Origin of the sequence: Vibrio sp. MA40-2 (assembly GCF_047302445.1) — a bacterium.
GTDB lineage: Bacteria > Pseudomonadota > Gammaproteobacteria > Enterobacterales > Vibrionaceae > Vibrio.
The window spans coordinates 2,699,622-2,712,490 of record NZ_CP178628.1 but is presented as its reverse complement, the minus strand read 5'-3'; the positions used below and the strand labels follow the sequence as shown (position 1 = coordinate 2,712,490).

Annotated in this window: 13 protein-coding genes; 8 read left to right on the top strand and 5 right to left on the bottom strand. The window is 39.9% G+C overall.

The window, feature by feature from the left end; translation table 11 throughout:
• Nucleotides 1-41: 41 nt before the first annotated feature.
• The 5 genes from pspA (at nt 42) to ACLKML_RS19720 (ending at nt 3,259) form a co-directional block, all read left to right on the top strand.
• A complete protein-coding gene (gene pspA, locus ACLKML_RS19740; RefSeq protein WP_413284666.1) occupies nt 42-710 on the top strand; it encodes a phage shock protein PspA in 669 nt (222 codons plus the stop codon).
• 14 nt (nt 711-724) lie between these two features.
• The gene (pspB, locus tag ACLKML_RS19735) at nt 725-961 is read left to right on the top strand and encodes an envelope stress response membrane protein PspB (protein WP_413284665.1); all 237 of its coding nucleotides are present in this window, start codon (nt 725-727) and stop codon (nt 959-961) included.
• Nucleotides 951-1,340, top strand: a complete 390-nt coding sequence (gene pspC / locus ACLKML_RS19730; RefSeq protein ID WP_317715248.1) for an envelope stress response membrane protein PspC — start codon at nt 951-953, stop codon at nt 1,338-1,340. The genes pspB and pspC overlap by 11 nt, the downstream gene beginning before the upstream one ends.
• A gap of 57 nt (nt 1,341-1,397) precedes the next feature.
• Complete coding sequence (locus ACLKML_RS19725; protein ID WP_413284664.1) at nt 1,398-1,961, top strand: DNA-3-methyladenine glycosylase I; 564 nt, start codon at nt 1,398-1,400, stop codon at nt 1,959-1,961.
• A gap of 152 nt (nt 1,962-2,113) precedes the next feature.
• Nucleotides 2,114-3,259, top strand: coding sequence for an HD domain-containing phosphohydrolase (locus tag ACLKML_RS19720; protein ID WP_413284663.1), 1,146 nt, complete (start codon nt 2,114-2,116; stop codon nt 3,257-3,259).
• A gap of 129 nt (nt 3,260-3,388) precedes the next feature.
• On the opposite strand, the gene ACLKML_RS19715 is transcribed toward ACLKML_RS19720, so the two are convergent.
• Nucleotides 3,389-4,576 carry a cystathionine beta-lyase gene (locus tag ACLKML_RS19715; protein WP_413284662.1) on the bottom strand — a complete coding sequence of 396 codons (1,188 nt, stop codon included), beginning with the start codon at nt 4,574-4,576 and terminating at the stop codon, nt 3,389-3,391.
• A gap of 154 nt (nt 4,577-4,730) precedes the next feature.
• Nucleotides 4,731-6,185, bottom strand: a complete 1,455-nt coding sequence (gene cls, locus ACLKML_RS19710) for a cardiolipin synthase (RefSeq protein WP_413284661.1) — start codon at nt 6,183-6,185, stop codon at nt 4,731-4,733.
• Nucleotides 6,186-6,640: 455 nt separating this feature from the next.
• Between cls and ACLKML_RS19705 the strand changes: the two genes are divergently transcribed.
• The 3 genes from ACLKML_RS19705 to ACLKML_RS19695 all read left to right on the top strand — a co-directional run bounded on the left by ACLKML_RS19705 (nt 6,641) and on the right by ACLKML_RS19695 (nt 9,813).
• Nucleotides 6,641-7,975, top strand: a complete 1,335-nt coding sequence (locus ACLKML_RS19705; protein ID WP_413284660.1) for a sodium-dependent transporter — start codon at nt 6,641-6,643, stop codon at nt 7,973-7,975.
• 221 nt (nt 7,976-8,196) lie between these two features.
• Nucleotides 8,197-8,877, top strand: a complete 681-nt coding sequence (locus ACLKML_RS19700) for a TIGR01621 family pseudouridine synthase (RefSeq protein WP_413284659.1) — start codon at nt 8,197-8,199, stop codon at nt 8,875-8,877.
• Nucleotides 8,878-8,880: 3 nt separating this feature from the next.
• Entirely contained in the window at nt 8,881-9,813 is a 933-nt protein-coding gene (locus ACLKML_RS19695) for a class I SAM-dependent methyltransferase (protein ID WP_413284658.1), read from the top strand.
• Between the two features lie 92 nt (nt 9,814-9,905).
• Here the strand turns inward: ACLKML_RS19695 and ACLKML_RS19690 are convergent, their stop codons facing one another.
• From ACLKML_RS19690 to ACLKML_RS19680, 3 genes are read right to left on the bottom strand one after another with little or no spacing between them, the layout of a single operon-like run.
• Nucleotides 9,906-10,577 (bottom strand): CDP-alcohol phosphatidyltransferase family protein, encoded by a 672-nt coding sequence (locus ACLKML_RS19690; RefSeq protein ID WP_413284657.1) that lies wholly within the window; start codon nt 10,575-10,577, stop codon nt 9,906-9,908.
• Nucleotides 10,571-11,218, bottom strand: a complete 648-nt coding sequence (locus ACLKML_RS19685; protein ID WP_413284656.1) for an ATP-binding cassette domain-containing protein — start codon at nt 11,216-11,218, stop codon at nt 10,571-10,573. Before ACLKML_RS19685 ends, ACLKML_RS19690 begins: the two co-directional genes overlap by 7 nt.
• Nucleotides 11,184-12,869 carry an ABC transporter permease gene (locus tag ACLKML_RS19680; protein ID WP_413284655.1) on the bottom strand — a complete coding sequence of 562 codons (1,686 nt, stop codon included), beginning with the start codon at nt 12,867-12,869 and terminating at the stop codon, nt 11,184-11,186. Before ACLKML_RS19680 ends, ACLKML_RS19685 begins: the two co-directional genes overlap by 35 nt.

Here is a 12,869-nt window from a genome sequence, read left to right as displayed (position 1 = left end):
GTTTCAAAAATGACAACAATGATCAATTAAGGAATGTAATTATGGGTATTTTTTCTCGTTTCGCTGATATCATCAATTCAAACGTAGGTGCTTTACTAGATAAAGCAGAAGATCCTGAAAAAATGATTCGACTGATTTTACAGGAAATGGAAGACACGTTGGTTGAAGTACGTACCAATTCGGCTAAATCGATTGCCGATAAAAAAGAGCTAAGTCGACGGGTTAATTCAATGGAATTACATATCGAAGAGTGGCAAGCAAAAGCAACATTAGCCTTGACTAAAAATCGTGAAGATCTAGCCAGAGCGGCTTTAATTGAAAAGCAAAAGCTACAAGATTTAGTAAAAAATTTGCACACCGAGCAAACTCTAGTTGAAGAGACGATTGATAAACTTACTGGCGAAATTAGTAAGTTAGAAAGCAAAATAAATGAGACTCGCGCCAAACAACAAGCGTTGATTATTCGTCGAGAAACGGCAGGAAATAGAAGAGATGTGCAAAAGCACCTGCATACCAGCCGTACTAACGAAGCATTTTCCAAATTTGAACAATATGAACGTAAAATAGATCAATTAGAAGCGGAAGCCGATACGTTTGAAATGTCGGGTAAAGCGAAATCTTTAGATCAAGAATTTGCGGAACTACAAGCAAATGATGAAATAGAAAAAGAGTTGCAAAAACTTAAGCAGCAAATGAATCAAGATAAATAATTAGGAGTGAATTTATGACAGCGGCCATTATTACAGGACCTGTAATTGTATTTTTGATCTTTGTGGCACCGCTTTGGTTGTTTCTTCACTATCGTGGTAAAAGAAAATCAGAGCATGGATTGACCACGGAAGATTATGAGCGATTAGAATCATTAACCTTACAAGCGGAATCACTGAAAAAAAGAGTGGATACGTTAGAAAGGATTTTAGATTCAGAGTCACCTAGTTGGAGGCAAAAGCATGAGAGATAGACAACTCTATCGTGATCCGTTTAACGGCAAATTAACCGGTGTTTGTGCTGGTATTGCGAATTTTTTTGGTCTAGAAATTTGGCTTGTTCGTATTCTGGTCGTTTCTGCCGCGCTGCTTGGTGGCAGTTTCTTGGTCGTGTTAGCCTATATTGCATTCACCTTGATGCTTGAGAAACAACCTTATGAATATCAAGAAAGTATAAAGGAAAAACAAGAGCATATTATCAAGAATAAGGCATGGAAAACGGGTCAAACACCAGAACAGTTGCTCAATAATATCGACCGAGAATTACAACAAGTTGATGTTGGTGTTAGAAATATAGAGGCGTATGTTACGTCAGAGTCATTCCAAGTAAACCGAGAATTTAGTAAGTTGTAATTACTAAAACTCGCACCAATAAAATGGCAGTAAGTTATAAATTTGAAGGGACAATAGATGGCACGATGTGAATGGCTCGATGAGACTAAAAAAGATTATGTCGAATATCATGATCAAGAGTGGGGAGTGCCAGTTTATGATGATAAGGTTTTCTTTGAATTTTTAGTGTTAGAGTCTGCTCAAGCTGGGTTAAGTTGGTACACAATCCTCAAAAGACGACAAGGCTACCGAGAGGCTTTTGCTCATTTTGACCCAGCTAAAGTGGCAGAATTTGATGCGGCTAAAGTTGAAATATTGCTGCAAGATGAAGGGATTATAAGGCACAGAGCAAAAATTGAAGCGGCGATTAATAACGCTAAACAGTTCATTGCCATTCAAAATGAGTTTGGTTGTTTTAGTGACTATGTTTGGGGATTTGTTGGGCATAAACCGATAGATAACCGCTCAGAAAATCAAGCTATTCCGGTCACAACCAAGCAGTCTGATTTGCTATTTAAGGATTTGAAAAAACGTGGTTTCAAATTTTTAGGCAGCACAACGGTTTATGCTTTTATGCAAGCGACGGGGTTGGTCAACGACCATGATTTAAACTGCATTGTACGAAAGAATAGGGCAATGTAAGTAAAATTATAAATTTGTAAATTTTTGTAAGACTACGAACGAAAAGCCTTCATTTTTGCCGTTTTACAACTAAACTTAAGTTAGCAACGCCCGAGAAGTATTTATAGTGAATATTTCAAAAAGGGCTATAAAGGCTAATTTAGGAATTTGTAATGGATAGGTCTATAGAACGCTTACAACCAGTGCAAAATACCTCTAAAAAGCTAGATTCTTTATATCATGAGTTAGACGATATTCATCAACGTATTAGAGGCGAAGTTGCATCGGTAGACAGAGTTGCCGTAGTACTATATAACCCCAAATCAGGCAACCTTCATACTCACGCAGAAAGCAGTGCAACTACGTCACGGTTTTCTAGTTATTCTTATCCTCTGGATGCGTGTCCTGAGCTTAAAAAATGTGCCCAACATCGGGTAACGAGAGTGATTGATGATATCGCAGAAAAACGTCGCTCTGATAAGAAGCACGCTAACTGGCTAGTTAAAAATAGTTTTAACTCGTCTTATACGGTTCCTTTGTATAAAGGGGATAATTTTGTCGGTTTCGTGTTTTATGATTCTCACCAAAAGGCGGCGTTTTCAGGCAAAGTTCAGCAACAGCTAGCTCACTTCAGTGATTTGATTTGTCATGCTGTAAATACCGAACACTCATTGTTGGATGCAATTTTGTGCTCTGCAGAGTTGACGAAAGAATTGTCTCCAGGGTACAAAAATGAATCCAAGGAGCACATGGAACGTGTTAGTACTTATGCGTTGTTGATTGCTAAAGAAGTTGCCGACATATACGACCTTGATGATGAATTGATTGAAAACGTACATCTATTTTCTCGTGTGCACGATATCGGAAAATCGACATTATCGTCAGATATCCTATTAAGCCCCGATTTTTTGGCTGGCTTGGAACGTCAGCAAATACAAAATTACGTGACAGATGGGGTAATCGTTATTGATCAAATTATTGAAAATTTAGGTTACCCTTCCCACCGTTGTATTGAAATCTTAAAAGAGATTACTGCTTGCCACCAGGAGTTCCTCGATGGTTCAGGTTACCCAAATGGCTTAGTCGGTGACGAAGTGCCTATTTCAGCGCGTATTGTCACGGTTGCTAATATATTTGATGCTCTAACCAGTCATAGGCCATATAAGCAAGCGTGTTCGGTAACATCCGCATTGCTTGAATTGGAGAAAATGGTTTGGGGGGGCAAACTAGATAAGAATTGTGTCAACGCATTGCGTAATCATCAACAGTACTTAGCTGATATTATTCGTACTTTCCCGGAATCTGATCCTAGTACTTAGATACTTAGATACTTAGGTGTCTAAGTGCTTCATGGCTTTACTCTCTCGGCAGGCTAAAGTGTTTGTAACAAACCTAACCTATCAAACACGTAATTTTTCATAAGTGCTTGATAGGTAGATGGTCGCCGATTAACAGATAGCGTGTTGATAAACGGTTAGACCTTGTTCTAAATCAGCAATTAATTCATCAACGTTTTCAAGTCCGATATGCAGTCGAATTAATGTACCTGTAAACTTAGGGTTGGCAACGGTTCTAAGGCTATTAAATGAGCTTGGTTCGTTAGCCAAGATTAAACTTTCAAATCCACCCCAAGAGTAGCCCATACTAAAATGCTGCATACTATCAAGTAAAGCAGTGGTGGCCGCTGGTTTAGAGCTTTTCAGCACAAACGAGAATAAGCCGTTACAACCACTAAAATCTCTTTCATAGAATTGGTGGCCGGGGCAGGTTTCTAAAGCAGGGTGACGAACATGGTCGACTAGCGGATGATCTGCTAACCATTTAGCGACTTTTATGCTGTTTTCTTCATGTTGGCGTAATCTAACATCAAGTGTTCTCAATCCTCGTAAACCTAAATAGGCATCGTCTGGCGAAATACATTGGCCCATTAAGTAGCTTTGATGTTGTAATTGAGGCCAGCATTTTTCATTGGCTACCGCTGTTCCTAGCATAACGTCTGAATGCCCAACAATATATTTGGTACCAGCTTGTACCGATATGTCGATACCGAAATCAAAAGGTGAAAAATTGACACCTGCAGCCCAAGTATTATCTAGGATAGTAATAATATCGGATTGTTTCGCTATTTCGGTAAGGGTTGGAATATCTTGAACTTCCATGGTAATAGAGCCGGGAGATTCAAGGAAGAGTACTTTAGTGTTGTCTTGGATAAGTTGTTTTATTCCACTGCCTATCATTGGGTCATAGTATGTTGTTTCGATACCCATTTTCTTCATGATGACATCACAAAATTCGCGAGTCGGTTCATAGCAAGTATCGACCATTAAAATGTGATCACCGGTTTCAACAAAGGAGAGAATGGTATTTGCAATTGCTGCAGTCCCACAAGGATACAGAGCACAACCTGCACCGCCTTCAATTTGGTTCATTGCTTCTTGGAACGCAAAATGAGTATTGGTTCCTCGGCGACCATAAAATAAAGTTTTGTTGTTGCGTTCTTTTGTCGCTTGGTTCTTTTCTGCTACGGTATTAAACACTACAGTTGAAGCTCGTTGAACTGGTGGGTTAACTACGCCATTGGTCCATTTCTTATCTCGGCCAGCGGTAACAAGCTTGGTTTGTTTATGTTTGGACATCGATCTTCCTTGTATCAATTTCATTATAAGTTGATTAATTTAAACCATGATATACCAATTCCACTAGAAGTTGCAGCGGTGTTGATGGCCTGTTTCATCAATGTGCTCGCTGGCTTAGGATTGAGCACCTAAAAATTAAATGACGGATTGAAAATTATAATAATGGACTAAAAAGATAAAAAACTCGCTCAAAAAATCGCGAGCGCATACTGCGCTTACGCCACTGGTGTATATTGATTTGTTGAGAATCTTGTTTGTATTGATTAAGTAATTCGATCATTTCTAAGGTGAAATCGGGACTATCGACTGCTAGCGTTAATTCAAAATTCAGCCATAAACTGCGCATATCAATATTAACCGTTCCAACTAAACAATATAAATCGTCTACGACCACCGATTTAGTATGCAGAAGCCCACCATCAAATTCGTATATTTTCACCCCAGCATCAAGTAATTCATCATAATAGGCTCGTGATGCCCATTTAACCATTAGGGAGTCATTATTTTTGGGGATAATTAGCTCTACGTTGACACCACGTTGAGCCGTCATACGCAACTCTTCAAATAACTCGTCACTCGGTACGAAATAAGGCGTGGTGATACAAATGGATTTGGTCGCTTGGTTTATTGCTAGCGTGAGAACTTGTTGAATAAGGTTTTCTGGCATACCCGGACCAGAAGGAACCACTTGAATAGGTAAAGCCTTTTTATCATTGGCAATGATACACTCAGGGAACGAAGGCATAATTCTATCGCCCGTTTCCACTTCCCAATCCCAAGCATGAATGGCGGAAAGAACATTTACCGTTGGCCCGGTAATTCGGACCATGACATCAATCCATTGACCAACCCCTGAACTCTTTTTAAAAAAAGCAGGATCAACCATATTCATGGAGCCGGTATAAGCGACTTGGTCATCAACCACGATAATTTTGCGATGTTGCCTTAAATCCAATCGTCTTAAAAAAAAGCGTAATGGATTAACTTCTAGAGCTTGAATAACGTCGATGCCTTCTTTACGCATCATCTTGATCCAATGGCTACGGAAAAAACGATAACTGCCTGCAGAGTCGAGTAAAATCTTTACGTCTACACCTCTTTTGGCTGCTCTAATTAAGGCATAGCTTATCGAATTAACTAGTCCATCAGGGTGCCAAATATAAAACACCGCACGAATATGGCTAGTAGATTGGTCGATATCGCTAACAACTGAACGTAGTATTTCGTTGGTTGACGATTTAAGGGTTAATGTATTGCCACATAAGGCAGGCAAATTCATCCGGTTACCACAAAGCGCATCAATTTTAGTAATCTGAGGGCTCATCAGTTGAGGTAAATGCGCTTTGCAATCGTGTAATTGATGAAACCATTCACGATAAGGTGTAAACATTTTTTGTGCCCGTTCGGCACGTTTTCGTCCTAGATTGAGTTCCCCGATCAGGAAATAGAAGAGCACGCCTAAAACTGGAATGATGTAAATGATCATTAACCACGCGAGAGACACACTAACTGCACGGCGTTTTAGTACCACCCTTATTGTTACACCTGCAATGACAATCCAATAGATAGCGATGCTTGCAAGTGTCATTATATGGTAGAATTTTTCCATTTTTCCTCTGCGAATCGATTTTATTTAATCGTGTTATAAGACTAATTTAGAGTCAATATAAGCCTTGCCTAACATTGTGTAGCATACTTACAATTTATTGGAAGCAGTAAATATTTAAGCAGAAATATGAGATGTACACAGAATTATAGCGATGCGGGCAGGATACACGACCGAGTTATAATAAGAATTATATTTTTATAAATCGCGTACATATATAACCAAAGGGTTTGGATTGTAAATGGCGGTTAAATGAAATAATGATTAAAACCACGACATTCATCAATAATTTTTAATATTAATGATAAAATTTAAACCAACAAGACTTCCAATCTTACGCGCAAACTGGTTTACTTGCCGCGCTTAGTACGTTGAAAAGTTAAAACGGTAGCTGTTCAGAATTATTTACGGTTTTAGAGCGTGCTTTTACAGTTCACAAAAACTATTTGGTATACAAAATGGCAACGAATTCGAGAGCTCAGTTTTCTTCAAAATTTGGCTTTATTATGGCCGCGGCAGGTTCTGCTGTTGGCCTAGGTAATATTTGGGGATTTCCCACTCAAGCAGCAAGTAATGGCGGCGCAGTCTTTTTGATTGTCTATCTTATTATGGTCTGTGTTTTAGCTTTTCCAATGCTGGTTGCAGAACTGACTATCGGTCGATATGGACAGTCTAATCCGATTGGTTCTGTAAAAGCGATTTGGCCGAAAGGAAAACTTGGCGCCTCTTTACTAGGGCTTACCGCTATGATCTGCGCGTCTCTTATTTTGGCGTTCTATTCAATTGTTGCTGGTTGGTTAGTTGGCGGGTTTGTTGGTAGTGCTTTTGATTTAGTTGGTTTATCGGCAGCTTCTGACTGGGTTAATGGCTTTGGTTCTAGCAGAAATTTATTGTTAATGGTCATTTTTATGGCCTTAACTATGTATGTGGTTAAAAATGGTGTGGCCGATGGTATTGAGCGTTGGTCGACAAGATTGATGCCATTACTTTTCGGACTGTTTGCTGTACTCATCATTTATATTCTTACTCAAAAAGGCGCTTCGGAAGGCCTTAAAATGTATTTTGTTCCTGATTTGTCACATTTTTCTCCACAACTACTGGTGAGTGCGATGGGGCAAGCCTTTTTCTCGTTGTCATTAGGCGTTGGTTCAATCATGGTTTACGGCTCGTATTTGCCTAAAAACGTCAATATTCCTAAAACTGCCGCGCAAGTTGCTGCGATTGATACAGGTGTAGCGGTTGGTGCCGGCTTGCTTATATTACCTGCGATGTTTGTAGCAAAAGAACATGGCGTAGAAATATTTTCTTCTGCTGGAGAACTACTGAGTTCCGACACACTAGTATTTACTGTACTGCCAGCACTGTTTGATACCATGGGTTCGGTTGGTCTGTTGGTTAGTTTAGTGTTTTTCTTGCTCATGATGATAGCAGCGCTCACTTCTTCAATTTCCCTGTTAGAGGTGCCCGTTTCTAGTGCAATTGAAGAGCTTAAACAAACCAGAGCATTTGCTGTTTTATGGATCGGTGGTTTAATAACGGCTTTCTCCGCTATAATTGTGTTTAATTTTGCTAGCATGTTTGGCTTGGTGATAGAGATTTCTACTGTTTATGGCCAACCAATTTTAGGTTTGTGTTGGGCATTATTAGTTGGATGGATATGGAAGCGTGACCAAGTATTGCAAGAAATAAAGCAAGGCAACCCAGAAGTTGAGCAAGGGTTATTCTGGAAAATATGGCCTTGGTATGTGCGTGTCGTGTGTCCTGTCTTTATGTTATTAGTATTTTTCGCCTAGTTGTTTTATGAGAAGCGATTGAATGTTCGCTTCTCGGCGGGTTATATCGTTAACTTATTACATTTAACTTATTACATTTAACTTATTACATTTTAATAGGCTCTGTTTATTGCAGAGCCTTATTCGTTTATACCGCTAGAGTGCGCCAGTTTGGTTGTATTAATTGACCTAAAGAAAAAGCCAATACGTTATAGAACCGTATTGTTGTAAGGAGTGTCGCTATGTTTGATATTCTTCGCTTAGAAGACGATTTTGTTGTAATTAACAAGCATCCTAATGTCAGTGTACATAAAGATGACGGCGATACCATGCTGTTGCAAGAGGTGGCTAAAGTTACCCATGACAGCCAGTTATATCTGGTTCACCGTTTAGATAAAATGACTTCTGGTATTTTACTTTTAGCCAGAAACAAACATGCAGCACGAGATTTGTCCGAGGCGTTTGCTCACCGTTTAATTGAAAAATACTATCTTGCCATTGGTAGTAAAAAACCGAAGAAAAAACAAGGTGTCATCCGTGGTGATATGCAACGATCTCGCCGAGCGAGTTGGAAGTTGATGGCTAGCCAAGATAACCCCGCTATTACACAGTTTTTCTCTTTTGCTGGCGATGCAGGGGAGCGAGTTTTTTTATGCAAACCGTACACTGGGAAAACCCATCAGATCAGAGTGGCGCTGAAGTCTATTGGCTCGGGTATTGTTGGAGATCCCATTTATAATTTATCATCAAGCAGCGATAGGGGTTATTTACATGCCTTTGCGATTTGTTTTGAGTATGCGGGCGAGAACTATCGTATAACGGCTCACCCAGATCTGGGCATAAAATGGCAGACAGAAGAATTGAAACAGGCGTTACGTCAATGCGAACGCCCTTGGGAGCTACCTTGGCCAAGAGTAAAGTAGAATATGAAAACAGATAGTTTAACGGTATTTTTTGCACATTTATTAGATGAAATAGCTCACGCACCAGATGAGATTCGTCGCTTGTTTCATGGCCGAGGACAAATGTGGCCAGGTCTTGAACAACTCACTTGTGATTGGGTGTCGGGCCAACTAATTGTTGGTTTGTTTAAACAGGACTCTGCTGCTTTTTTGCAAGCACTAAGGAGTGGGTTGGTTCAAATCTCTAATCATCAGAGCTGGCAAGAAAAAAATGGCCGCACTATTGTCTTACAGCATCGTTATCAGGATGGTGCTCCAGCGGAAGTTATTGTTGGTGAGTTGGACGTTCATCCGGTTGTGCTTGAAAATGGCCTTAAATTCAAAATGGATTTAGGTAGAAACCAAAATTCAGGTCTATTTCTTGATATGAGATATGGACGACAATGGGTACAACAGCGAGCACAAGGCAAGCGAGTTTTAAATTTATTTGCTTATACCTGTGGATTTTCGGTGGCGGCAATTGAAGGCGGCGCAGAAAGTGTGGTTAATGTTGATATGGCGAAAGCGTCATTAAGTAAAGGCAGAGAAAACCATCGCTTAAATGGACATGATGTAAGTAAAGTGAGCTTTTTAGGTTATGATATTTTTAAATCTTGGGGGAAAATAAGAAAAAATGGCCCTTATGATTTAATTGTGATTGATCCCCCTTCTTTTCAGAAAGGTAGCTTTGCTCTGAGTAAAGATTATAAAAGGATTCTGCGAAAACTGCCTGAATTGCTTAACAGCGAAGGTGAAGTGTTAGCGTGTGTTAATTCACCGTCTGTGACGCCGGAGTTTTTAATTGAAAGTATGCAACAAGAAGCGCCTCAGTTTCAGTTTCAAACAAGACTAGATAATCCACCTGAGTTTGCCGACGTAGATGAAAAGTCGAGCCTGAAAGCGTTGGTATTTAAATAAGGGATGAGGCTAGCCAAAAATGCGACCGTGTCTTTATCTTGTTTTTAACGACCGTGTCGCATTCAATTGGAATGACTGTTGTGGTTTCTTCGCTAGTTTTGATTCAACTTATCTTGTTCCACTGAGTGTGTCTGCTGCTGAGACTCACGCTGTTCATGATCTTTTAAAGTGGTAAAACCGGCCCATATTCTGTTTGTTGTGGTTATCCAACACAAGGCGCTATATAGATAGGCAATAGTCGAGAAATGGTCAGGGAACAAGCAGAATAAAACAAAACAGGCAATGGTTTCGGTACCTTCAGTTAAACCGGTCATGTAGTACAAGGATTTGTTTTTATAAACTGGACTTTCAATATCTCGTTTACCCGCCATCACTGCAAAGGCTAAAAAGCTAGAGCCTGTCCCTATAAAAGAGAAGATAAGCAATGCGCCAGCTAAGGCATTTTGTTGCGGATCAGCCAATATGAATCCAAATGGAATCAATGAATAAAACAGAAAGTCCAAACTAATATCTAAAAAACCACCTGAATCGGAAATACCTTGTATCCGAGCAAGTGAACCATCTAAGCCATCGCAGATGCGATTAAGCACGATAAATAACAGAGCTAAGTCATATTGCTGAAACGCTAGGCTAGGTAATGCTAAGCAGCCTAGAAAAAAGCCAAATAGAGTCGTTTGATTAGCGGTTATATTGAACTTATTTAGTACCACAGCGGATCGTTCTAACGGCTTTTTGATTATTTTAATACTGAATCTATCTAGCATGCTTTATCACTCCATGGCCAACCTAATCGTTCACTGTTAAAAGGAATATCAGAGTCATCATGGGTCACCATTAAAGCAGGGACTTGCGCGTCGGATAACTGTTGAAATACCCAGTCTCTAAATTGTTCACGTAGCGTTTTATCCAGTTTGCTGAACGGTTCATCGAGCAGCACTAATTTCGGCTTAGCAAGTAACATGCGAACTAGGCTTATTCTGGCGCGTTGCCCGCCTGAAATTTGTTCCGGCATGGAGTCAGCAAGAGCAGATAACTGTACTTTTTCTAGTGCCATCAGAGCTTCAGCATGTCTTTGTTCCGGTTTTACGCTATTAGGTAAAGCAAACGCTAAATTCTCCCAAACAGATAAATGAGGAAAAAGCAGATCGTCTTGAAAAAGAATACCAACTTCTCGACGATGGGCCGGCAATTCGCTTATGGCGATATTATTTAAAGTAAACTCGCCTTCAAAAGAGAAATCATCGCCTAGATGACCCGCTATTACGCTTAATAGAGTGGATTTTCCACAGCCACTTGGGCCCATCAAGCTGAGTACTTGTCCTGGCTTAACTTCTAAGCAAAGAGGATTAAACAGCGCCACTTTCTTATTGTTATAAATGGTGAGTTTTTTTAGACAAAGGCTCATTAATTGTAAGTTTCCTAATTGGTGTCATCGGCTTTTTTTGTAGGCGATTAATGACAAAAGCAAAAGTAAAAAAGAGGAGTGGGAGTAGAGCTTGCCACAACGCATAAATAGCAGTTACTCGTCTATCATAGCCACTGCTAAGTGCAACCGCTTCGGTTGTTATGGTTACGACTCTACCTGCTCCTAACATCAGCGTTGGTAGGTACTGAGCAAGACTAACACTTGCACCTACAGCCCAAGCAAACGTGATAGCAGGGAATAAAATCGGCATTTTTATTTTAAACCAAACATGCAAGGGGGTTTTGCCAAGGCTTAATGCTGTATCAGTGTAGCCTTGATTGTAACTGCGCCAAGGACCGTCGAGTGCTAAGTAGACGTAGGGAAAAGCAAAAAATACATGTGACCAAATAACCCAAAATAAAGTCAATGATGAATTGAGATATAAAGTGGTAACTTGGAGACCAAACAGCAAGGAGAGCTGAGGCACCAACATTGGGATAGCAATAACCAGATTGGGTATACGCAACGAATGTTTGATTTTATATTCATGGGCAATTAAAGCTAATATCAAGGCGGAAAAAGCTGAAATGGTAGCGATAATTAAACTGGTGCTAATGGTCGGGATAATACTGTCCCACTCCTGTTGCCAAAAACGAAGACTAAATGTAGAAGGCAGTAAATCTGGGAAACGCCAGCGTTGTGCAACAGACCAAAGAAGTGTAATTGGCAGCAAACAAAGGTTAATAATTAACAAACCAATAAAAAACTTCACGCCATGTAACGTTACACCGTAGCGACCGGATATTTGCCAAGTGCGTTTTTTGTGCACAATTAATTGTTCAATTAATTTGGTCATTAATACTAACAAGCTACAAATAACAAACAGTATTACTGCGCCTGCCGCTGCTCGGGGAAATAGAGTTAGGTCTGGTTCAGAAAACCACTGCCAAACTAATACTGCGAAAGTAGGAGGATTTGTTGGACCTAAAATTAAGCTCATATCCACAACCGATACGCTATAAGCGATGATGGATAATAAAGGAAAACGGATTTTGGATAGCCATTGTGGCAGTACACATTTCCACCAAAACTGCGCTTGAGAATAGCCAAGACTGGTTGCAACTTTGTACGATTGTTCAAGCTTTAACTGCTGAGTAATAGGAATGCTCATCAACAGTAAAAAAGGCAGCTCTTTGAAGGCTAAAGCGATGGTTAAACCAATGCCATATTGGTCGTTAACTAATATAGAAAAATAGTCTGAATCTAGAATAGGGGAGAAAATACGAGCAAATAACCCTGTTGGAGAAAACAGAAAAGCAAAACCGATCGCGAAGGCGATGTGTGGCACAGCTAATAGTGGTGATAAGCTTTTGCCAACCCATTTCCAGTAACGACTATTCCATGTGGTTTGTAGAATACAAAATGTGAGAAAGCAGGCAAGATAACTGCTTACGAGCGACGTGAAAATCGTTAATGAAATGGATTTGGTGACACCACTCCAAGCAAATACATCCACAAATCCTTGAAGCGAAAATTGGCTAAGCCCAAGAGGGGGAATGTAACTTAATGCAGATAAAACTACCCCTAATACACCAGGTATAGTAGGGGCAATGCAAGTGAGAATAACAAACACATATAAGGGACGTAACAT